Consider the following 23,038-nt stretch of genomic DNA (forward strand, 5'->3'; position numbering starts at 1 on the left):
GTATCCATGCCCGCCGCCAAACTGTTAAGTGAACTCAAGTCCCTGGGCGTCGAACTCTGGCCCCAGGACGGACAACTGAAATTCCGCGCCCCGCAAGGCCTGCTCAATGCCGAGCGAATGGCACAACTGCGCGAGCACAAAGAACAGATCCTGCACCTGCTCGAAGTACAGGAACGGCCGTTGGTCCAGGCTGACCCGGCAAACCACCACTCCCCCTTCCCGCTCACCGACGTGCAGAACGCCTACCTTTTGGGCCGTCAATCTTCATTTGGCTACGGCAACGTGGCCTGCCACGGTTACCTGGAACTGAGCTGGCCGGCGCTCGACCCGCAACAGGTGGAAAACGCGTGGAACCGTCTGATTGAGCGCCACGACATGTTGCGCGCGGTGATTGCCAGTGAAGGCTCGCAACGTGTCCTCGCCGAAGTCGGCCCGTATTGCGTGGCCGTCACAGATCTGCGTCACGCCACGGGCGAACAGCGTCAGCACGCCGTGCAACAGATCCGCCAAGCCATGGAGCAGAAGCTCTACCCCACTGATCAATGGCCGCTGTTCGAGTTGCGCATGAGCCGCAGCGAGAGTGGCGACACCCTGCATTTTTCCATGGACTCGTTGATTGCCGACTGGGCCAGCGCCCAGTTGCTGTTCAATGAGTTGGAGCAATTGCTGGACGATCCCCAAGCCGCCCTGCCGCCCCTGGACATCACCTTCCGCGACTATCTGCTGGCCGAGCGTGGCCTGCTCGAAGGCAGCCGCCATCAACGCGACCGCGAATATTGGCTGGCGCGCGTCGACGACTTGCCCGCCGCACCGCAGCTGCCCGCGCCCCTGAGTGGCGACGACACGGCCACGCCGCGCTTCCAACGGCACTGCGCGCAGCTCGACCAGCCACACTGGAACGCCCTGAAAAAAGTCGCCAGCGAACGCGGCCTGACGCCCTCCATTGCGGTGCTCGCCACCTATGTAGGCACCCTGCAACGCTGGAGCCAGCGCCCCGCCTTCAGCCTCAACCTGACGCTGCTCAACCGCTTGCCGTTGCATCCGCAGGTGGATCGGCTGGTGGGCGACTTCACCTCCGTGAGCCTGCTGCAGGTCAACGATCCCCAAGGCCAGGATTTCAGCCAGCAGGCCCGCCAATTGGGCAGCCAGCTGTTTGCGGACCTGGAGCACCGATTGTTTTCCGGTATTGAAGTGATGCGCGAAATCGGCCGCCGTCGTGGCCGTGAAGCCGCGGTCATGCCGGTGGTGTTCACCAGCGCCATCGGCCTGGCGATCGAACCACTGGCGGCCAGCCAGCGTCGGGTGGGCCACGGCATTACCCAGACCCCGCAGGTCACCCTCGACTGCCAAGTGATGGATGACCATCACGGTTTGCACATCCATTGGGACGTGCGCCAAGGCGTGTTCCCCGATGGGTTGATCGATGACATGCAGCAGGCATTCCTGGCCCAACTGCAACAATTGGCCCTGGACCCGATCGCCTGGGAGCAACCGATGCACGTGCCCCTGCCGGCCTGGCAACAGCGCGAGCGCCTGGCGGCGAATGCCACCGCCGCGCCGCTGCCTACCGGTCGTTTGCACGACGGCCTGCTGGCCATGGCCGCTGCACATCCGCAGGCTCTGGCGGTGATCGACGCCAACGGCAGCCTGACCTACGCCGCACTCGTCGAACGCGCCCTTGCCGTCGCCGCCACCTTGCGCCAGGCCGGTTGCGCCGCCGAGGAACCAGTGGCAATCCTTATGCCCAAAGGCCTCGACCAGGTCGTGGCGGCCTACGGTGTATTGCTTGCCGGAGCCGCCTACCTGCCGCTCGACAGCAACGCCCCGCCCTCCCGCCGCGACCGCGTGCTACGCAGCGCCCAGGTGTACCACGTGCTCGGCCAGTCTCACGCGCTGCCCAACACGCCGCTGCCCGATGGTCTGCACTGGCATCTGGTGGATCAACTGGCGCTGGCTCCAGCCGACTTCAAAGCGGTCGACGGCAGCCCCGATGACCTCGCCTACGTGATCTTCACTTCCGGCTCCACGGGCGATCCCAAAGGCGTGATGATCAGCCATCGCGCCGCTCTCAATACCGTGCAGGACATCAATCGGCGCTTTCAGCTCAGCGCCAGTGATCGCGTGCTGGGGTTGGCACAGTTGAGTTTCGACCTGTCGGTGTACGATCTCTTCGGCCCCCTCGCCGTCGGTGGCGCACTGGTGCTGCCCGACCCGGCCCGTGGCGCCGACCCGTCGCACTGGGCCGAGCTGATACAGCGCCACCAGGTAACGTTATGGAACTCGGTGCCTGCGCAATTACACATGCTCGCTCATTACTTGCATGCCGAACCGCGGCCGCTGGACAGCCTGCGCCTGGCGTTGTTGTCCGGTGACTGGATCCCGCTGAACCTGCCGCCGCAACTCCAACAGCTGCTGCCCGACCTGGCCCTGGTCGGCCTCGGTGGCGCGACCGAAGCATCGATCTGGTCCAACCTGCACCCGATCGGCGCGATTGACCCGGCGTGGCGCAGCATTCCTTATGGCCTGCCCTTGGCCAACCAGGGCTTTCGCGTGCTCGACAGCCAATGGCGCGACGCCCCGACCTGGGTGCCCGGTGACCTGTATATCACCGGTGTCGGCCTGGCCCAGGGTTACCTCGGCGATCAGGCGCTGAGCGAGGCGCGGTTCTTCGCCCATCCCGTTGACGGTCAGCGCCTGTATCGCACGGGCGACCGTGGACGCTACCTGCCGGGTGGCGAACTGGAGTTCCTCGGTCGTGAAGACGGCCAAGTGAAGATTCGCGGGCACCGCGTTGAACTGGGCGAGATCGACGCGGCCTTGCTCGCCACGCCCGGCGTGGACAGCGCCATCAGCCTGGTCAGCGGTGAAGCATCCGGCGAGCGCAGCCTGATGGCCTTCGTCACCGCTGCGCGGACAGCGCCAGAACCACTGCCGGACGCGTCGTTGCTCACGACGATCAATCGTTTTGCCGACAGCCAGGTCGGCACCTTCGATGCACAAGGCGTTCGTGATTATCAGTCGGACCTCAAGGTTGCGGCGCTGAGCTCGATGCTGGAGGTGATGCTCAAGGCCGGCTTGTTCAGCGCCGAGCTGGCCGAACCCGATGCGCCGACCATTCTCAACGCCTTGCAGGCACAGCCGCGCCATCACTGGTTGGTGCGGCGCTGGCTGGACTCGCTGTGCGAGTCGGGCCTGCTACAACAGGAACAGTCCCGCTATCGACTGGCGCAACCCGTGCCAGAGCCGGCACTGGCCTGGGGGCGGGTGGAACAGGCGGTCGCCTCGGGGCTGTGCAGCCAAGCGCTGTTCGACTACCAGCTCAACCATGTCTGGCAATTGCCGCAACTGCTCAAGGGCGAAGTCAACCCCTTCGACTTGCTGTTCCCCCAGGGCCAACAGGACCTGGCGTTGCAGCTGTACGGCGGGGACGCCGTCTCGCGCTACAACAATCACAGCATCGCGGCACTGATCAATCGCCTCGCCACCCACCATGACGGCGACGGTCCGCTGCGCATCCTGGAAATCGGTGCCGGTACCGGGGCCACCAGCGCGCCCGTGATCGGCCTGCTCGATGGCCTGGATGTCGATTACCTGTTCACCGACATGACCGCCTTTTTCCTGCCGGCGGCCAAACAACGTTTTGCCGAGCACGCCTGGGTGCGTTACGGCGTGCTCGACATCGACCAGGACATCCGGCCCCAAGGGCTGGTCAGCAACAGCGCCGATGTCGTGCTCTGCGCGGGCATGCTCAACAGCGTCAAGGACGTCGACCAAGCCCTCGCCCGGATCACCGAATTGCTCAGCCCCGGTGGCTGGTTGGTGTTCAGCGAACCCACCGGCGAATGGCCGCCGATCCTGCTGACCCAGGGCTTCATGATGACCCCGGTCAACGGCGACCACGACCTGGGTCGCAGCGGTTTGCGCGACGCCGAAACCTGGCAGGCGCGGATCCAGGCGTTCGGTGGAGAATGCCTGCCCGCCCTGCCCCAGGCCGATCATCCGCTGGCCACCCTCGGCATGCAGGTGTTCGCCGCCCGTTTCAAGGCCGGGTATCGGCGCCTGGGTGTCGACAGCCTGCGCCGCGCCCTGGCACAGCGCTTGCCCGATTACATGCTGCCGGCGCACCTGCAAGTGCTTGACCACTTGCCATTGACTGCCAACGGCAAGATCGACCGCAAGACTCTGGCCGGCTTGCGTCCCGCAGTCGATGCCCAGGCATCCAATGACCAGGCGACGCCGAGTGATCCTCTCACAGCCGAGCTTTGCCGGTTATGGGCCGAGGCCTTGAGCTTGACGCAGATTGGCGTCAACGACAGTTTCTATGAAAAAGGCGCGGACTCACTGATCCTCGCCCGGGTCGCCGGACAACTGCGTGAACAACTGCCCCAGGCCCAGGGCTTGAGTTACGACACACTGCTGCGGCAGATGCTCAACGAGCCGAATGTCGCCGCCCTGGCGCGCCTGCTCAACCACGGCGAAAGCGCGCCTGCCCCCACTGCTGCTAGCGGCGAAGCCCAGCGTTCATCAAGCAGCAACGCGTTGGTGGTGCCGTTTGGCGGTGGCGAGGTCGGCCCGGTGCGGGTGATGTTCCACGCCGCCCTCGGCACCCTGGACTACTTCCAACACCTGGGCCGCGCCCTGGCCGAACAACAGGCCGGGCCGGTGATCGGCTTTGCCGTGGCCGACACTGAACGCTACCTGGCGCTGGAGCCCAAGCACCTGATCGAAAGCGTGGCCCAGGACTACGCCGAACGCTTGATAGCCGACGGTCACCAGCGCTTCCAGTTGATCGGTTACTGCCTCGGCGGGCTGCTTGCCACCGAGGTTGCCCGGCGCCTGCTCGAACGCGGCATGGACGTGGTGGACTTGAGTCTGATCGACAGTATTCCGATGTTCATCGACACCGACGAAGAGCTGGCCTACGAGGCGATCTTCGTACCCAACCTGAACCTGGACCCGGTCAAGACCGTGTTCGGCGCGCACATTGAAGACTATGACGTGTACCGCGCCATCGATCTGTTGATGGCCCGTGACAATCGCCGCGTACCAGCCGGGGCCATGGCTTCGTTAAGCGGCGACTCGGGCCTGGAGGCCCTCGCGCTGGCGGTGCAGCAACAATCGGCGCGCAGCCAGGAAGAACGCCTGGCCGAGTATGCGCGCCTGGCGTCGGGCCAGGCCGGGGTGCCCATCGGTCCAGAGCTGGTGCCGACGTTGTTTCGCGTGTGTCGTCACAGCATGCGCGCGGCACGGTTCGACCCGCCGCCGTTCCTCGGCAACATGACCTACCTGCGCTGCCTGGAGCAGCAATCGTTCGGTATCACCGGCGGCGTTGGCCACTTGGCGGCGCCGTTCTGGGAAGACGCGTGCCTGGGGCAGTTCGAATTGATCGATGTGCCAGGCAACCATTTCAGCGTGATCGAACCGCCTCACGTCCACACCGTCACCGCACACTTGCTGGAAGCCCTACGGAAGAACTCATGAAGAGCGCTCTGGATACCCTCAAACGTCCGGTCAACCGCCTGATCCGCATCGGCGTGGCGTTTGCCGCGGTCGGCGCGCTGGTCAACCTGGTGCCCTTCATCGGGCTGACCGAACTGGGTCGGTTGCTGCTGGCCGGCAGCGTCGACAGTCAGGCCTTGTGGCGCTGGGCCGCGCTGGTGGTGATCGCCCTGAGCCTGGGTTGGATGGCCAACGGGGTGGCGCTGTGGTTGACCCACCTGGCGGACCATCGCCTGCAAACCAGCCTGCGCGAAGCCATGGTGCACAAGCTGGGGCGGGTGCCCTTGGGCTGGTACACCGACACCACTTCGGGCGCGGTGCGCAAAGTGGTCCAGGACGATCTGGAAGACCTCCATCACCTGGTCGCCCACCATGCGGTGGAACTCACCGCGGCAATCGTCACGCCCCTGGCGGGGCTGGTATGGCTGGCCACGCTGAACTGGCGCCTGGCATTACTGGCGGTGCTGACCTTGCCGGTGTATGCACTGGCCTATGCCCTGATGATGCGTGGCTTCGGCGCGAAGATGCAGTTGCTGGACAAGAGCATGAGCCGGGTCAGCGCCGCGATCGTCGAGTTTGTCCACGGCATTGCCGTGGTCAAGGCATTCGGCCAGGTAGGCCAGGCCCATCGCAGCTATCAACGGGCGGTCAACCAGTTCAGCGAACAATACGCCGGTTGGGTCAAGCCGCTGCTGCGCTTGGAAGCGCTTTCCTCGATGGCCTTGAGCGTCCCGGTGATTCTGCTGGCAAGCCTGGGGGTGGGCAGCCTGTTGCTGGCCGAAGGCTGGATCACGCCGCTGCAATTGTTTGCCGAGACCCTGGTGGCGGTGGTGATTCCGCAGTCACTGTTGGTGATCAATCAGAGCCTGACCGCGCAACGCACCGCCCTGGCCGCTGCCGACCGCATCGAAGCGCTGCTCACGGTTCAAGAGCTGCCCGCGCCGAACGTCAGCAAGCAGCCCCAGGGCAGCGACATCACTTTTGAACAGGTACAGTTCGGCTACGATGCCGGGCACCCGATCCTCAACGGCGTCGATCTGCACTGCCCGGCCGGCAGCGTAACCGCCCTGGTCGGAGCCTCCGGCGCGGGCAAATCGACCCTGGCCAAACTGGTACCGCGCTTTCACGACGTCAACGCCGGCGGCGTACGGGTCGGCGGTGTCGATGTACGAGAGATCAATCCGCGCCAACTGTACAAGCAGGTCGGTTTCGTCTTGCAGGACGCGCAACTGGTGCACGGGACCGTGGCCGAAAACCTGCGCCTGGGCCGCCCCGATGCCAGCGCTGCAGAGATGGAGATGGCGGCCCGCTCGGCGCAGATCCACTCGCGCATCCAGGCCCTGCCCCGTGGCTATCAATCGGTGATCGGCGAGGATGCGATTTTCTCCGGCGGTGAAGCGCAGCGCCTGTCCATCGCCCGCACCTTGTTGGCCGACACGCCGGTGCTGATCCTCGACGAGGCTACTTCCCACGCCGACCCCGAATCCGAAGCGCTGATCCAGGACGCACTGTCGGCCCTGACCCGGGGTCGCACGGTGCTGGTGATCGCCCACCGCCTGTCCAGTATCAGCGGGGTGGACCAGATCGTCGTCCTCGACCAGGGTCGCGTGCTGGAAAGCGGTCGTCACGATTCCCTGCTTCAGGCCAACGGCGCCTATGCCCGCCTGTGGCGCGCCGGCGCCAAGCGCTCAGCCCCCGAGCTGGAGATGTCCCTGTGATCCGCAGTCTTGTCACTTTACTGGGGCCGGCGCATGCCGCGCGCCTCTATCGATACCTCGCGTGGCTGGTGACCAGCGCCGTGCTGCAAGGCCTGGCCGTAGCACTGCTGGTGCCGATCCTGCACGCATTGTTTGCCGGTGACCTGTCCACGGCGATGGCGTGGCTGACCGGCCTCGCGGCGATGGCCGCGCTGACCTGCATCGCCCATTACCAGCAGGCGATGAAAGGCTTTGCGCTCGCACTGGTCGTGCTGACCACTTTGCATGATCGCCTCGGCCAACATCTGGCCAACCTGCCCCTGGGCTGGTTCAACTCGGAGAAAGTCGGGCGCCTGTCGCGCAGCGCCACCAGCGGCACGTTGATGGTCACCGGCTTGTTTGCGCATTACCTGGGGCCGGTGGTTTGCGGGGTGGTAGTGCCGACCACGGTCGCACTGACCCTGTTCATCTTCGACTGGCGCCTGGGCCTGACCGCCGTGCTGTGCGCACCGCTGATCTACTTCACCCATCGATGGTCAGCCGATGCCATCGGCCACAACGATGCCCGGGTCGAAGCCGCCGCGACCCTCGCCGGTAACCGAGTGGTGGAGTTCGCCCGCTACCAGCAAGTGCTGCGGGCCTTTGGCCGGACCCAGGAGGGATATGCGCCGTTGCAGGCGGCCAACCTGGCGCAAAAGCAGGCCGGCGGTTCCATGGTGTCCCAGACCTTTCCGAAATTGCTGGCCGGCGGCCTGGCCGTGCAATTGGCCTTCGCGCTGCTGGTGGGCGTGGGTATCGCCCTCGCTGCCCGAGGCGACATCGACGCCATTCAATTGGTTGCCCTGCTCGCCCTCGCGGCGCGTTTTGTCGGGCCACTGGCCGAGGCGGCGGCACGCAGCGGGCTGTTGCGCATGGCCGGCAACGACCTGGAGCAACTGGTCAGCATCCTGCGCGAGCCGCCATTGCCGCAACCACAGGTCAGTCAGCCGTTGAGCGAACCCGGCAGCTTTGCCTTCGAACACGTCAGTTTCGCCTACGCCAGTGGCCCGACAGTGCTGCGCGACCTGACATTCCACGCACCGACTCATTCAATGACGGCGATTGTCGGCGCCTCGGGTTCAGGCAAGACCACCGTCACGCGTCTGCTCATGCGTTTTTTCGATGTGACCGAGGGCCACGTCAAGGTCGGCGGCGTCGATGTGCGCGAACTGTCCAATGAGGCCTTGATGGCGCAACTGTCGCTGGTGATGCAGGACGTCTACCTGTTCGACGATAGCCTCGAAGCCAATATCCGCGTCGGCAAGCCGGACGCCAGTGCGCAACAGGTGGCTGAGGCAGCGAGCCTCGCCGGCGTCGATGAAATTGTCGCGCGCCTGCCCCAAGGCTGGCTCACCCCAGTGGGCGAAGGCGGCGCGGCGCTGTCCGGCGGCGAGCGCCAGCGGGTGTCCCTGGCCAGGGCGCTGCTCAAGCGCGCCCCGATCGTGCTGCTGGATGAAGCCACGGCCGCACTGGATCCGCACAACGAAGCCTTTGTACAGGCGGCGATTCGTAGCCTGAAGCAAAGCTCGACGGTAATGGTCATCGCCCATCGCCTGCCGACCATCATGGCCGCCGACCAGATTCTGGTGCTGGACCAGGGCCGCCTCGTGGAAGCCGGCACTCACCCGCAACTGCTGGCCCTCGACGGACGTTACGCCGGGTTCTGGCGTGATCGCCAGCGCGCCGGTGGCTGGCGCCTGAATGCGCAGGCCCAGCCATGCTGATCGGTGTGCTGGGCGCCAGTGGCGATGTCGGTCTGGCCAGCGCTCGGGCGCTGTTGAGCCTGGGCGTGAACGAGCTTCGCCTGGGCGGGCGCGATCCAGGCAACGGTGCGCGCTGCCTGGCATCGCTGCAGCAGCAATGGCCCGACGCCCGGTTGCAATGGACGGCGGTGGATTTCAATGATGCCCCTGCCCTGACCGGGTTCGCCCGCGGCTGCGACGTGCTGCTCAACTGCGCCGGCCCCTCTTGGCGGCTGGCGGACCGTGCCGCACGGGCGGCGCTGCAAGCCGATGCGCATTACGTGGATGCGGCCGGCGAGATGACACGTGCCCCACATCAATGGCGCAACCGTTGCGCCGTCCTCGGTGCCGGTCTGCAACCGGGGCTCACCGGTTTGCTGCCGCGCTGGCTGGCCGAGCAAGCCTTCACCCAAGTCCTCGAATTGACCAGCTATTTCGGCTTGCGTGACCACTTCACCGCCGTGGCCGCCGATGATTTCCTGCAAGGCGCGGTGGATGGCACCAACGAACCCTTGGCGGCCTGGCGCAACGGCCGATGCAGCCGAGCGCTACGCCGCAGCCGCGACGTGCTGCTGCCGTGTTTCCCCGGCCAGGTTCACGTGTTGCCCTATTTGAACCAGGAGGGCGAACGCCTGGCGATGGACCTGCGCCTGGATGTCGGCCAATGGTTCAACGTGATCACCGATGGGCATGTGCTCAAGGCGCTGGACCTGGCCCATAGCCTGCCGCGCGCCGAAGCGGTTCGGCGGTTGTGCGAGGCCAGCCTGCTGGACCTCAGCGGCCAGGCCCCCTTCGTCACGTTGTTGCTGCAGCTCGACGGGCTGTGGAACGGCCAGGCGCGCACCTGCAGCCTGGTGCTCAGCGGTGCAGGCAATGCGGCGCTGACCGGTGCAATGGCGGCGGCCACGGTGGTCAGCGTGGCGCACGGTGAAATCAGCACCGGCTGCCATTACGCCGCCCAGGTATTGCCGCCCGCCGTCAGCCTTGAACGCTTGCAACGCACCTCGGCGATCCGTGCCCTGAACCTGCTGCACGGCCCACTCGATCACCTGCACAGCGTCGAAGAAGGTTGCCTATGAACAACGCTCTGAACGAACTCGAACACCTGAGCCTGGGGGTGATGGCCCAGGTGTTGCTGGACACCCGGGCCTTGCCATTGCAGGCCTGGCGCAGCGCCGGGCAGATCAACCAAGCGTTAGGTACAGCGCCCCGCCATGCCTGGATCGTACGGCGCTGGCTGGCGGCGCTGACCCGCGCCGGGGCACTGGGCGAAGACGCTGAACACCTCGCCTGGCAGGACACGCCCCCCAAGGCCGCCGTCGAAAACCTGTCCGAGCTGTACGCGGAACTGGGCTTCCCGCCCAACATGGCCACCCTGCACCGCCAGGTCATCGAATGCTTGCCTGACCTGTTGCGCGATCAACTCACCCTGGCACCGTTGCTGTTGCAATCGGGTGACCCCGTCGCGGTGCTCGGGGTTTACCAGCACAACCACTTCACCGCGGCGATCAATCAGGCCCTCGCGACACGGGCGGGCGAAACCGCGGTCCACGGCAATGAGCTGCGGGTGCTGGAGCTGGGGGGCGGTGCCGCCTGCACCACTCGCGCCGTGCTTGCAGCGTTGCAGGAACGCGAAAAGGACTATCGCTTTACCGACATCAGTGCGCTTTTCACCAGCGCGGCCCAGCGCCAGTTTCGCCTGGAGCCGGGGATGCACTTCGGCTTGCTCGACCTTGATAAAGACTTCGCCGGACAAGGCATCGCGGCGCGCAGCCAGGACCTGGTGGTCGCTGGCAATACGCTGCACAACGCCCGCGATCTGCCCCGCAGCCTCGGGCAGATTCGTGCTTGCCTGCGAGACGGCGGGAGCCTGTTGTTCAGTGAGTCCATTGCGGACAACCCGGCCATGTTGACCTTCATGCACCTGTTGCTATCACCGCCCGCCGGTGCGCCGTTGCGCGATACCGATGAGGTCTTCATCACGCCCGATGCATGGCGCCAGGCCTTGCAGGCCCAAGGTTTCCAGTTGCTCGAAGTATGGCCCGCCGCAACCGACCCGCTGGCGGCCGCCGGGCAACGTTTGTTTCACGCCGTAGGAGCTTCTTGATGACGCTGCACGTTGACATTCTGCTGACTGCTCTGCCCGTCGGCACGTTTCCATGGCATTTGCCTGCCTTGACCGACCTGGGTACTCACCAGCGCTCCCCGGCACGCCTGTTGGCGATCATCGAACGCCAGCGCCCCGCCGTGGCGGTCATGAATGCCGAACAGCTGGAACGGCTGCTGGACTTCCCCGCGCTGCCGTTGACCGATCTGAGCCACCTGGAACAGCTGCTGTTCGTCACGGCGCAACCGGGCGACTGGCAACTCGCCGAACGCGCGGCGGCACAGCTCAATTGCCGCGTCCAGGGGTTTACGGAGGCCCTTGGCGACTGGCGCGACCTGGTCAGCGTCAAGCTCGAGCAGCAGCGCTGGCGCGAGCGTGCCCTTGGGCATCCCGACGTGAACAGCGTCGCGCTGCACGGCCAGACCCTGTTCGCCGTGCCTCACCCTTGCGAGGCAGCATGGGTCGAGGATCACCTCGATGAAACTGAAGCCGCCCTCAATCAGCAGTTTTCCACCGAACGACTCGTCGAAGCGGCACGACTCAACGATCGGTTGGGCCACGCCGCGTTATTGTCGATGCTCAACGGCCTGGACCATTGCGGCCTGCTGCCCGCACCGCTGAACGATGTCGCCCGAGCGCTGGCACATGGCGGCATCGCGCCGGGTCACCGCGCGCTGATCGCACGCTGGCTGGATGTGTTGCAAGGGCAAGGCCTGTTGCGCCGCGAAAGCACCCGATTACATCCCACTCTTGACGCCAGCACCTGGGGCGACGAAGCCCTCGAGGGTATCTGGACGCAACTGACCCTGGACTGGACGCGCAACACCGGAGGCAGCGGCACCCTCGAATATGCTCGAGAGAATGCGCGCCAATTGCCGGCGCTGATGCGCGGCGACTGTGCGGCTGTGCACCTGCTATTTCCGCAGGGGCGCACCGAACGCGCGGCGGCGTTGTACCGCGAAAGCCTGGCGGCGCAGTACCAGCATCGCGCCGTAGCCCATTGGGTGGGAGTCTGGGCCGCGCGCCAACCGGCCGGCGTACCGTTGCGCGTGCTGGAAGTCGGTGCCGGTACCGGCGCTACCACCCACGCAGTATTGCCCGCCCTGGCAAATGCTTCGGTGGACTACCTATGCACCGACGTGTCGCGCTATTTCTGCGAGCAGGCCGCCAAGCGTCTGCACGCCTGGCCATGGGTTCGCCACGGCGTGTTCGACATCGACCGCCCCGCCCTGGCCCAGGGTTATCGCAGCCAGAGCTGGGACCTGATCATCGCCGGTGGCGTGCTCAATGCCGCGCGCGACACCGAGCGCTCCCTGGCGACCCTGCTCGCCTTGCTCAAGCCGGGCGGCTGGCTGGTGTTCAGCGAACCCACGCAGGAGGAGTTCTGGGTGATGGCATCACAGGCCTTCATGCTCAACCAGGCCGATGATGAACGTCAGCACAGCAGCGCCACCTTCCTCAACCTCGCGCAGTGGCAAACCGCGCTGGCCAGGGCCGGGTTCCAGGGCAACCGCAGCCTGCCCGCCACCGGGCACCCACTGGCGCGCCTGGGCCATCGCGTCTTCGTCGCCCAGGTACCTGCCCAGCGGCTGAGCCGCGCGGCATTGGCCGCGCACCTCGAGGAACCCGCTCTGTCCCTCGAACTGCCCGACCAGTTGCCCGACGACCACACGCTGGCCCTGTGGGCTCGCCTCCCGGAGACCTGGCCATGAACAGCATTCCTGTGCGTAAACGCGTGATCGTGGCCGGCACCGCATTCGGTCGCATCTACCTGCAGGCCCTGGCCCGCGCCCATGACCGCTACCAGCTCGTGGGCATCCTGTCGCGTGGCAATGCCTACTCACGGGCCTGCGCCGAGCATTATGGAGTGGCGCTGTACGAGACCGTCGAACAGGTGCCGGATGACGTCGATATCGCCTGCGTGGTGGTGCGCTCCGGCGCAACCGGGGGCGTCGGCGGTGACTTGGCCCAACAACTTCTGCGCCGTGGCATCCACGTATTGCAGGAGCACCCGGTGCACCACCGCGAAATCGCCGTGTGCATGCAGGCCGCACGCCAGGGCCAAGCCGCCTATGCGGTGAATACGCTGTACCCGAATATCCTGGCGATCCGGCGTTTTCTCGCAGTGGCCGCTTACCTGCACGATCACCAGGGGTTGGCGTACATCGAGGCTGCCTGCAACAGCCAGGTGGCCTATCCCCTGCTGGATATTCTCGGGCGCTTGGCCGGTGGTCTGCGGCCTTGGACGTTCGCGGCACCCGCCCCTGCGTTCGCGGGGCAACCCTTCACGCGGCTCGATGCCCGTTTCAATGGCGTACCCATCAGCTTGCGGGTGCAGAACCAAGTGCACCCCAAGGACCCGGACAACCACTCGTTCTTGCTTCATCGCCTCGAAGTCGGCTGTGAAGCCGGGGTGCTGAGCCTGGCCGACACCCACGGCCCGGTGCTGTGGAACCCGCGCCTGCACGCCTCAAGGGACAGCACCGACCGCCTGATCATGACCGGGCCGGGCAGCGAACGGCTCGCCGGACCGACGATGGTGATGCTCGATCCGCAGGTGCCCAAGAGCTACCAGCAGGTGTTCAATCAGGTCTGGCCCGACGCGGTCAGCATCGCCCTGGACGAGTTATGCCGCGACATCGATGAACCGTCGCGGCGTCTGCGCAGTGGCGTCTGGGCCACCGAAGTGGCCATGGCGTGGCGCGAAATGAACAACCTGATCGGCATGCCCGTCTTGATTGAGCCGCCCGTGCCCCGCGCGCTACCGCTGGCCGACCTCCAGGCCCTTGCCGGCGCCGTGCAACCGCCTCGCGGTGACGACACCGCCCAACTGTTGGGAGCGCTGCCGTTTTGAACACTGCCCGATCCTCCTCCACTTGCAGCCATGTGTTGCTTTGGGTGCGCGACTTGCACCAGGCCGTGGCGAATTTCCGCGCCGCCGGTTTCGAAGTGACCTACGCCACCGCCGAGGCTCGCGCCCAACACGCGCATATCTGGTTCAGCCACGGGCCGATCATTGAATTGCTCACCACACCGCGTCACGCCTGGCTGTTCAAGTGGCCCATCGACTGCCTGGCCGGCCGTGGCGCTGGACGACGGATGTTGCGCTGGGCTGCCCACGGCGAAGGTTTCTGCGACCTGGCGCTGCTGTGCGAGACCCCGGCCCTGGCGCCGCGCCTCAAGGGGCTTGCGGGCTGCGGCGTGGCCATGGGCCGCCCGGTGAACTGGCGGCGTACCTGCGCGGATGGCAGCCAGACGCGCTTTCGTTTCGTCTACCCGCGCCATGACCGCCTGCCCTTCCTCGTCACACCCTATGAGCCGGCCCAGCATCCGCCCCGAATGATTCACCCCAACGGTGCAACGGGCCTGGCGGCGATCCACTTGGGTGTGAACCCCGCCGACCACACCGCCCTCAGCCTGCTGACCGGTGACGACCCTTTGCTGCGTATCCAGGCGGCTGATTACACCGGCGTACAGGCTGTGCAGATCGCTGGCCTGGCGCACCCGCTGACTCTGCACGGCGCCCGTTTGCTGGGGTGCCCAACCGCTCAAGGAGATTGCCATGCTTGATGGATGCACCGACTGGCCCGACGACTTTATCCGCCGTTATCGCGAATACGGCTACTGGCAGGGCGTCCCCCTGGGCCAGTTGTTGCGCGAGCAGGCGAAGCGCACGCCGCACAAAGAGGCGCTGGTGGACGGTCAGCGGCGTTGGAGTTACGCCGAACTCGACCTGCAGGCCGACCGCCTGGCCGCCGGCCTCGCCGATCGGGGCCTGCGCGCCGGCCAGCGGGTGCTGGTGCAACTGCCGAACATCGCCGAGTTTTTCAGCCTGACCTTCGCCCTGCTGCGCCTGGGTGTGATTCCGGTGTTCGCCCTGCCGGCCCATCGCGAACATGAACTGCGCCACCTGGCCGACCTGAGCCAGGCCGTGGCCTACGTGATCGTCGATCGGCACCTGGGCTTCGATTATCGACCGCTGGCGCGCGCCCTGCGTGAACAGGCGCCGAGCCTGCAACAGGTCTGGGTGGTCGGGACGGCCGAGGAATTCGTTGCTCTGGGCGACTGCGTCGCTCAGCCTCGCGCGCTGCCCGCGCCGGACTCACGGGAAGTCGCCGTGCTGCTGCTGTCCGGCGGCACCACCGGCCTGCCCAAGCTGATTCCACGCACCCATGACGACTACGCCTGTAATGCCCGCCTGGCGGCCCGCGCGTGCGGCTTCAACAGCCATACCCGCTACCTGGCGGCGTTGCCGGTGGCGCACAACTTTCCCTTGGCCTCACCCGGCGCATTGGGAGTGTTCAGTGTCGGCGCTACGCTCGTGCTGGCGCCGGAGCCCAGCCCGGAAACCACCTTCGAACTGATCGAGGGCGAACGCATCACCCATACCGCCTTGATCCCGCCGCTGGTGCTGCTGTGGCTGGAAATGGCGCAATGGTCCGACCATGACCTGAGCAGCCTGCAATGGCTGCAGGTCGGGGGAGCGCGGCTCAAGGCCGAGATCGCCGCGCGTATCGGCCCGGCCCTGGGTTGTGGGCTGCAACAGGTCTATGGCATGGCTGAAGGGCTACTGTGCTTTACGCCGCTGGATGACCCGCAAGCGCGCATCTTCGAAACCCAGGGCCTGCCACTGACCGCCGATGACGAGATTCGCATTGTCGACGCCGATGACGTTCCTGTCGCGCCAGGTGCCGTGGGCGAACTGCTGGTGCGCGGCCCCTACACCATCCGTGGCTACTACAACGCCGACGAGCAGAATCTGCGCGCTTTCACTGCCGATGGTTTCTACCGCAGCGGCGACCTGGTGCGACGCTTGCCCGAAGGCCATTTGATTGTCGAGGGGCGGACCAAGGATGTGATCAACCGCGGCGGCGAGAAAATCCCGGTGGAAGAGATCGAGAATCTGCTGCTGGGCCATCCGTTGATTCGCGATGTCGCGCTGGTGGCCTTGGCCGATGAGCTGCTGGGCGAGCGCAGTTGCGCCTGTGTGCTGGCCCACGCGGAACACGTCGAGCTGGGACCGATCAACGCCTGGCTGCGCGAGCGAGGATTGGCCGCCTACAAATTGCCGGATCGCTTGCAGGTGCTGCGCGAGTTCCCGTTGACACGGCTGGGCAAGGTCAACCGCAAGGCGCTGGCGGAACAGGTGCAGGCCTTATGAACGGCGAATTGTCCGCGTGGTTGCGTGTATTGCGTGAGGGCGACCACCCCCGCGCCCGCCTGGTGTGCCTGCCGCACGCTGGCGGCAGTGCGAGCTTCTTCCGCCCGTGGCTGACGCACCTGCCGGGAGATATCGACTTGCTGGCCGTGCAGTATCCCGGACGTGAAGAACGGTTCAACGAGACGCGTATTGCGTGCCTGGCCACTCTGGCCGAGCACATCAGCCAAGCCCTGTTGAGCCTGCCCATCCGCCCGCTGTGGCTGTTTGGCCACAGCATGGGCGCGGCGCTGGCCTACGCCGTCGGTGTGCATCTGGAGGCGGCAGGTTTCGGCGCCGAACATGTGTTTGCCTCGGCCCACCCGCCACCGCACCGGCAACCGTGCAGCGACCTGCACCGCCAGGACGACGCCGCGCTGATTGCCGACATTCTGCGCCAGGACGCCGAGGCCACAGGCTTGTGGGACAACCCGCAACTGCGCGCACTGTTCCTGCCAACCCTGCGCAGCGACTACCAGGCCATCGAGACCTGGCGACCGGCGCGGCTTGATCGGCTGACGGCGCCAATCGACGTATTGCTGGCCCGGGCCGACACCGACGTCAGCCTGGACCAGGCCCGGGCGTGGGCGGATCTGAGCAAGCACACCCCGGATATCCGCCTATTCGACGGCGACCATTTTTACCTCAAGCAACAGCCGCGCCCCGTTATCCATCACCTGCTGCAACGCGCTGCCTATCTTCAAGGAGACTCGGTATGAAAACCCCGGAACACTGCACCGGCCTGCCGGACATTCGTCACGCCATCGACACCCTCGACCGGCAGATCATCGATGCCCTGGGGCTACGCATGCAATACGTCAAGGCGGCCTCGTCGTTCAAGCCCGACCAGGCCAGTATCGCCGCACCGGACCGCGTCGCGGCGATGTTGCCGCAGCGCCGGCAATGGGCACAGGAAGCCGGTCTGGACGGCGAATTCATCGAGGGCCTGTTCAATCAGATCATCCACTGGTACATCGCGGAACAGACGGCGTTCTGGCTGCAGAAAAAGAGCACGGCCATATGAACAAAGCCGCCTTGTTAAACGCGTTTGAAGCTGCTCACCAGTGCGCGCTGAAGTATCAGCGCCCCGTCGTCGCCGTGAGCTCACACCCCGCGCCAACTCTGGATCCCCTGGTGCTCTACGAAACGCACCGGCAGGGCTTCTTCTGGTGCGCTCATTCGCCAGCCCTAACGCTGTTCGGCCTGGGCTGCGCCTGGCAGATCGAAGCGGCGGGGGCCCAGCGATTGGCCGACGTGAACCGTCAATGGCTCGCGCTGTGCGCCGACGCGGTGCTCGACGGCCCCCTTCTACCCCTGCTGCTGGGGGGCATGCGCTTCGACGCGCAGCAGCCTTGCGCGCAACATTGGGCACCGTTTGCCGATGCCAGTTTTCACCTTGCCCATTGGCTTCTCAGCGAAGACAACGATGGCCGCTGGCTGCGATGCCAGTGCGTGGTAGAACCCGACAGCGATCCAGCCGTGCTGGCGCATGCCAGTCTGGCGGCGTACGCAGAGCTATTCGCCTCCCCACACGCCCCGGCATCGCCCCCCCAGGTTATCGAACGCAACGCATTACCAGCGCCGCAGTGGCAGGCCAAAGTCGCCAACGCCTTGCAGGCCATCGACAGCGGCGACCTGAGCAAAGTGGTGCTCGCCCGCCACATCGAATATCAGCTGGACGCCACCCTTGACAGCGGTGCCGTCATGCGCCGACTGCACGAGCGACGCAGCCAAGCCCACCTCTTCGCCCTCCACCGTGGAGACAGCTGTTTCATGGGTGCAACCCCGGAACGGCTGCTCAGTTGCCAGCAAGGCAATCTAAGCACCCATGCCCTCGCGGGTAGCGCTCGCCGCGCCGTGACTCCCAAGGAGGATCAGGACGTGGGCTCAGCCTTATTAGCGGACATCAAGGAGTTGCACGAACACCAATTGGTGGTGCAGACCATCCAGCAGGGATTGAGCAGCATCGTCAGCCAACTGCACGCTGCCCCCCAACCCGAACTCCTGAAGCTGGCCACGGTGCAGCATCTGAGCACCCCGATCAGGGCGCAGCTCAAAGAGCGGTACACCTTGCTGGACGGCATCCAGGCCTTACACCCCACCCCAGCGGTCGGAGGTTTGCCAGGCGCGACAGCAATGAGCTTCATTCGGCATCACGAAGGCTTTGATCGGGGCTGGTACGCGGCGCCGGTGGGCTGGCTAGACTCGAGAGGCAATGGAGATTTTCTGGTGGCCCTGCGTTCGGCACTGATTACGCCTGAGCATTGTCACTTGTTTGCGGGGTGTGGGATCGTCGATGGGTCTCGACCGGAAGATGAGTATGAGGAAACTCAAATCAAGCTGGCCAGCATGGAGAATGCGTTACGCCTCTCCTTTAACTGAGCGTTTCTCACAGATGTCTATTGCAAGAGCATAAAAACTAACGGGGTTGACGATCGATGTGATACGTCTGCTATAGGACGATCTTGCAACGGAAAAACGCTCACTAGCAAAAGAACAGACTTGTTCTTTAACGCTTCATCCCAAGATTCTCGAAATGGCGTAAGTTTTCAGCAAGTGGCCACGTACAATATCCGCCTCGTTTGAATAGAGGAGATTTGTACGATTTCCCGAGAGGCGAGTCCGATGAAAAATTGATCTACCGAGCGCCGGATTAATGTATTACAAAATGCATTAAGAAAACTTGGATGGTAGTGTTTTCGAGTGGAACTTACTGGAACGAAAAAAAGAGGCCGAAGCCTCTTTTTTCAGTTTTTGCAAACTTCAATAGAAGCCTGTAGAACAATAATTGGAGCGGGAAATGAGACTCGCATCTGGTGTCCGACTCATTGAAATCTAAAGGGTTTCTTTTCTTTCTGGAGCAGGAAAAGACTCAATTCTGGACTTATTTTTGGGGTGCTACAAGAGCGAAAACAAGGTAATTCCAAGCAAGGCTTTTGGATGCTACCCAAAGCCAATGGGATGAACGATCATCAAACTGGCATTGTAATATCCATAAGACCAACAGGGCATAAACTCCTCGAATAGTTGTCTGCCGACCGACAACCTTGTAGCAACTCCAGGACCTGATGCAGAGATTCTATGTCCTTTGTTCCCGCCTTTACCGATTTTCTACCGACTCATCTGCAGCAGGAAGAACGTAAACGCATCCTCAAATCAATCGTCGTCACCGTAGCGCCGGAGCTGTGGCTGAGCCTGGAGTCGGCAGCGCTGCTGGACATCCATCGCGATCGGTTCGATCTCGGTGGCCAGTTGGATGATTGTAAGACGTTCAAGCCGGACAGCGCCCTGCCTGACCGCATCACCGTTCCCCGTTGGTTGATCGCCGCCGAACGGTGCAAGGCGGACAGCTGCTATCGAGTTCAGAAGGAGGTACCGATGCAGCTGGCCTTGGCTCTCAACATCGTCCTGCTATTGATGGGTATGGTCGGCAGCGTTGTCGTCGCACAGACCGGCCCTTACCTACCGGGCAACGAGGGCCTGCGGTTCCTGGTGGGCGGTTGGTCGCCGATGGCAATCAGTGACTGGGGCGTGATGGTGCTGCTAGCGGTCCTGATGCTACTGGTCAGCACCGGCATTGCTCGGGCCTATCAAATCGGCGAGACCTCGATCATCGGCGCATTCGACTACACCTACCTGATCTTCGCCATCGCCTGGGGGGCCTTGCTGTTCAACGAAGTGCTCAATGGCCGCACCGCGGCCGGTCTGGCCCTGATCCTGATTTCAGGCTTCATCCTGCTGAAAAAGCCCACCGCCACTCGCTGAACGCTTCACATGCACAGGCCTTAACAAGAAGCTGTTTATGCTGACGAATAACTTGCTGGAGCAAGGACTTATCAGCGCCGCCCCGAGTGGTCGGGCGAAAAGTGCTGATGCTGGCTTCGGTGTTTCTGGTCTTGGACATATGCGCCTGCTCCCGCGCGCGGGTGGACTGGGAGGTCAGTCGGCCAGTCGATTGGTCGTGATACAGGCTCGCAACCTTCAGGATGTCCGGGGCCATGCCAGGCATGCTGGTTTCGTGGTCTCGAGGTTCCGCAGTCGCCAGCCGCGGAGCGGAATAGTCAGAGCCAGCGGCGAACCTCGGCCTTGTAGCGGCGGTAGTCGTCGCCGAACTTCACTTCGAGATAACGTTCCTCGCGGGCGATCACCTGCCTCTGGATCGCGGTTAGCACCAACGGGAGCAAGGCGAAGGCGATCGGTCCGTCAAAGCCAATCGCAAGGCCGGCATAGATAAGCGCCATGCCGAGATACATGGGATTGCGCGTCCACCGATAGGGACCGGTCGTTGCGATGAGGGTCGTTGGCTGCGACGGCGGAATGTTGGTGCCCAGCTGCCGGAACAGCCCTACCGCTGCAAGCATCATCGCCGCGCCGGCAACGAACAGCAGCGCGCCCGCCGCGACCAGCAACCGCCAGTCGATGCCGAAAGAGCGCAGGGTAATGAACCGCTCCGCCGCCAGCCCCAACAGCAGCGCTCCCAGATAGAGTAAGGGTGGAGGGAAGCGCACACCCGCGCTGTGCGGCTCGACGGTCATACTCATCTCCAATTTGTGCTCTCAAGCCAGCATCGAGCGCTGGGCGAAGATACTCGTCAGCGCGCCATGCCATATTTTAGTCAGGCCGTGCAGAAGCCGGGGACGGCGACCTTCTGGAACAGATGCGGGCTGGCCACGACGGATGACGGATATGCTGGAAGTTTCGCGAGGAACGCGGGATCAGTGAAGGCGGCGCGGACCGCCTCGGTGGATTCCCACTTCACATAGTTCAGGTAAGTCGGGCTATCGCCGATCGCTCGATGTAGTTGCATGGAAATGAAGCCCGGTTGCTTCGTTATGATCTCGGCAGCTGCCTTGAAAGCGTCCAGGAAGCCCGCTTCATCAGCGGGATCGACGACCATGAAGAGGTTGATAAGCACGAGGGGCGCGGCCGCGATACCGAGTTGGCGGTCAAACGGAAATTTCTCGTCTAGAGGTTTGAATGGTTTTATGGCGGGCATGGTGGCGCTCCTGTCTATTGTGAAATTGAACCAGGGTGATCGATGCTGCCTGCTCTCAAACCAGCATCGACTGCTGGGCGAAGATACCCGCCATTGCACCTTGCCATGATGCCGTCGTGACTGAGGGCAGTCCGGGGGTGGCGAGGTCGCCGGCGGCATAGATGCCGGGCATGCTGGTTTCGCGGCGCTCGTCGACCTTGAGGACGATGCCGAGGGGCGTATCGACCGTGGCGAGTCCCAATGAGTCATGCAGGCTTGCGGACGGCTCGGTGGGCGGATGCGCGAACAGAATGTCGACTGCGACATCGGGGCCGGTATCGAGCTTGACGGTGGCGCTATGGCCCCCGTGACGGGCGATCCCGGTGATCCGGCCATCAACGATAGGTATGTTGCGGTGGGCCAGATCGGCCCGGATATCGGGTGCAATGTCGTGACCATCGGCGAAGACCGTCAACCTGTCGGTCCAATGCTGAAACAGCTTGACCTGAATGTGGGACTGCGGGCGGAACCAGACGAGACCCCAATGCTGGTCGGCGACTTCGAAGCCATCGCAATAGGGGCACGGGATGATGGATGTGCCCCAGCCTTCGGCAAAGCCCGGAACAGCAGGCATCTGGTCGGCGACGCCATAGCTCAGGATCAGGCGTCGCGCGCCAAGGCTTTCGCCATCGCCAGTGAGGACGGAGAAATTGTCGAGGGTACCGGAGATGCTGTCGGCGCGGGCATTGACCAGCTTGATCGCGGGATAACGCGCCAGTTGCTGCCGCGCCTCGGCCAGGATGTCCGATGGAGGCTTGTGATCGTGGCCAAGCACGCCATGGGAGTGGTCGGCGAAGCGATTGCGCGGCAGGCCGGTATCGAGAACGGTGACCTTGCGGCGGGCACGGCCGAGCTGCAGGGCTGCGGCGAGCCCGGCAAAGCTGCCGCCGATGATGATGACGTCATTCATGGTGATAGGCTCCGCGTATGGATGAAGGAAGATTCGCTTGCAGCCTTAAGATACTTTGAAGTACCGTAATTCAAGAATTAGGATACTGTCAAGTACTGGATTTCTTATGACTGAAAACAGCCAGTCCCGGCGCGGCCGGCGCGCCAATGAGGCGCTCGGCCAAACGATAGTCGCCGCCGCGGGCGAACTATTTGTGAAATTTGGTTTTCAAGCGACGACAATGGACAAGGTCGCCCAGCGGGCGAAGATATCCAAGCTCAGCATCTATCGGCACTTCGAGAACAAGGAGGCGCTGTTCAGCGCGGCCATTGCGGCCCACTGCCATCGGGTCACACCACAAGCTCTTTTTGAAGGCTTCGACGGGTCTGCCGAGGAGCAGCTCCTGACGGTGGGATCAGCCCTGCTTCGCACACTGTTGAGCCCGGACGTCCGTAGTGTCGAAGCCATGATCATGGCCGACAAGACGAATCAACAGTCGTTAAGCAAGCGCCAATACGAAGTCGGCCCCGCCCATGTCATCGCCCAGATCGAGGCCGTGTTATGTCAGTTGCACGCGAAGGCGGCTCTGCACGTGCCCGATCCTCTGCAATCCGCCCGTTTGTTTGCTGCGTTTTTCAAAGGATCCGATCTCCTGATGATCGCGCGCTTCGATGAGGCGAGAGCAGAGGACGACAACGAAATCGAATCCTATTGCCGGTCGGCTGTCGCCATGTTCATCGCCGCACACACGACGGTGCCATCCGACGATATGTTATCGGGTCCGGAGCATCGATCGGTACCGCAGCCAAAGCTGAAACGTTGTCATGTCGATA

At 64.1% G+C, this 23,038-nt stretch carries 16 protein-coding genes and 1 pseudogene; 14 read left to right on the forward strand and 3 right to left on the reverse strand.

What is annotated here, in order from left to right; all coding sequences use genetic code 11:
* Positions 1–6 precede the first annotated feature (6 nt).
* The 13 genes from BM300_RS02335 to BM300_RS31260 all read left to right on the forward strand — a co-directional run bounded on the left by BM300_RS02335 (position 7) and on the right by BM300_RS31260 (position 20,046).
* Positions 7–5,481: a non-ribosomal peptide synthetase gene (locus BM300_RS02335; protein ID WP_092461888.1), complete on the forward strand. Its 5,475-nt coding sequence runs from the start codon at positions 7–9 to the stop codon at positions 5,479–5,481.
* Positions 5,478–7,217, forward strand: coding sequence for an ABC transporter ATP-binding protein (locus tag BM300_RS02340; RefSeq protein ID WP_092461890.1), 1,740 nt, complete (start codon positions 5,478–5,480; stop codon positions 7,215–7,217). Before BM300_RS02335 ends, BM300_RS02340 begins: the two co-directional genes overlap by 4 nt.
* Entirely contained in the window at positions 7,214–8,959 is a 1,746-nt protein-coding gene (locus tag BM300_RS02345; protein ID WP_092461892.1) for an ABC transporter ATP-binding protein, read from the forward strand. Before BM300_RS02340 ends, BM300_RS02345 begins: the two co-directional genes overlap by 4 nt.
* Positions 8,953–10,056 carry a saccharopine dehydrogenase NADP-binding domain-containing protein gene (locus BM300_RS02350; RefSeq protein ID WP_092150928.1) on the forward strand — a complete coding sequence of 368 codons (1,104 nt, stop codon included), beginning with the start codon at positions 8,953–8,955 and terminating at the stop codon, positions 10,054–10,056. The genes BM300_RS02345 and BM300_RS02350 overlap by 7 nt, the downstream gene beginning before the upstream one ends.
* Complete coding sequence (locus BM300_RS02355; protein WP_092461894.1) at positions 10,053–11,084, forward strand: class I SAM-dependent methyltransferase; 1,032 nt, start codon at positions 10,053–10,055, stop codon at positions 11,082–11,084. Before BM300_RS02350 ends, BM300_RS02355 begins: the two co-directional genes overlap by 4 nt.
* Entirely contained in the window at positions 11,084–12,796 is a 1,713-nt protein-coding gene (locus tag BM300_RS02360; RefSeq protein WP_256575783.1) for a methyltransferase, read from the forward strand. Before BM300_RS02355 ends, BM300_RS02360 begins: the two co-directional genes overlap by 1 nt.
* Positions 12,793–13,938, forward strand: a complete 1,146-nt coding sequence (locus tag BM300_RS02365; RefSeq protein ID WP_092461896.1) for a Gfo/Idh/MocA family oxidoreductase — start codon at positions 12,793–12,795, stop codon at positions 13,936–13,938. Before BM300_RS02360 ends, BM300_RS02365 begins: the two co-directional genes overlap by 4 nt.
* A complete protein-coding gene (locus BM300_RS02370) occupies positions 13,935–14,654 on the forward strand; it encodes a VOC family protein (protein WP_092150937.1) in 720 nt (239 codons plus the stop codon). Before BM300_RS02365 ends, BM300_RS02370 begins: the two co-directional genes overlap by 4 nt.
* Positions 14,647–16,245 (forward strand): (2,3-dihydroxybenzoyl)adenylate synthase, encoded by a 1,599-nt coding sequence (locus tag BM300_RS02375; protein WP_092461898.1) that lies wholly within the window; start codon positions 14,647–14,649, stop codon positions 16,243–16,245. Before BM300_RS02370 ends, BM300_RS02375 begins: the two co-directional genes overlap by 8 nt.
* Entirely contained in the window at positions 16,242–17,000 is a 759-nt protein-coding gene (locus tag BM300_RS02380) for a thioesterase II family protein (RefSeq protein WP_092412287.1), read from the forward strand. Before BM300_RS02375 ends, BM300_RS02380 begins: the two co-directional genes overlap by 4 nt.
* Positions 16,997–17,305 carry an isochorismate lyase gene (locus BM300_RS02385; RefSeq protein ID WP_092461899.1) on the forward strand — a complete coding sequence of 103 codons (309 nt, stop codon included), beginning with the start codon at positions 16,997–16,999 and terminating at the stop codon, positions 17,303–17,305. The genes BM300_RS02380 and BM300_RS02385 overlap by 4 nt, the downstream gene beginning before the upstream one ends.
* Entirely contained in the window at positions 17,302–18,663 is a 1,362-nt protein-coding gene (locus tag BM300_RS02390) for an isochorismate synthase (RefSeq protein ID WP_092461901.1), read from the forward strand. The genes BM300_RS02385 and BM300_RS02390 overlap by 4 nt, the downstream gene beginning before the upstream one ends.
* Positions 18,664–19,362: 699 nt before the next feature.
* Positions 19,363–20,046, forward strand: coding sequence for a DMT family transporter (locus tag BM300_RS31260; protein WP_256575784.1), 684 nt, complete (start codon positions 19,363–19,365; stop codon positions 20,044–20,046).
* Positions 20,047–20,342: 296 nt separating this feature from the next.
* On the opposite strand, the gene BM300_RS02405 is transcribed toward BM300_RS31260, so the two are convergent.
* The 3 genes from BM300_RS02405 to BM300_RS02415 form a co-directional block, all read right to left on the reverse strand.
* Complete coding sequence (locus BM300_RS02405; protein WP_092461903.1) at positions 20,343–20,816, reverse strand: methyltransferase family protein; 474 nt, start codon at positions 20,814–20,816, stop codon at positions 20,343–20,345.
* An 80-nt stretch (positions 20,817–20,896) separates the two neighbouring features.
* A complete protein-coding gene (locus tag BM300_RS02410; RefSeq protein WP_092461905.1) occupies positions 20,897–21,277 on the reverse strand; it encodes an antibiotic biosynthesis monooxygenase family protein in 381 nt (126 codons plus the stop codon).
* Positions 21,278–21,332: 55 nt separating this feature from the next.
* On the reverse strand, positions 21,333–22,226 hold the full coding sequence (locus BM300_RS02415) for an NAD(P)/FAD-dependent oxidoreductase (protein ID WP_092461907.1): 894 nt from the start codon (positions 22,224–22,226) through the stop codon (positions 21,333–21,335).
* 106 nt (positions 22,227–22,332) lie between these two features.
* On the opposite strand from BM300_RS02415, the pseudogene BM300_RS02420 reads away from it, so the two are divergent.
* Positions 22,333–22,953, forward strand: a pseudogene (locus BM300_RS02420) (TetR/AcrR family transcriptional regulator); the annotation flags it as partial.
* Between the last annotated feature and the right edge of the window lie 85 nt (positions 22,954–23,038).

Source organism: Pseudomonas sp. NFACC46-3 (assembly GCF_900114515.1).
GTDB classification, from domain to species: Bacteria; Pseudomonadota; Gammaproteobacteria; order Pseudomonadales; family Pseudomonadaceae; genus Aquipseudomonas; species Aquipseudomonas fluorescens_Q.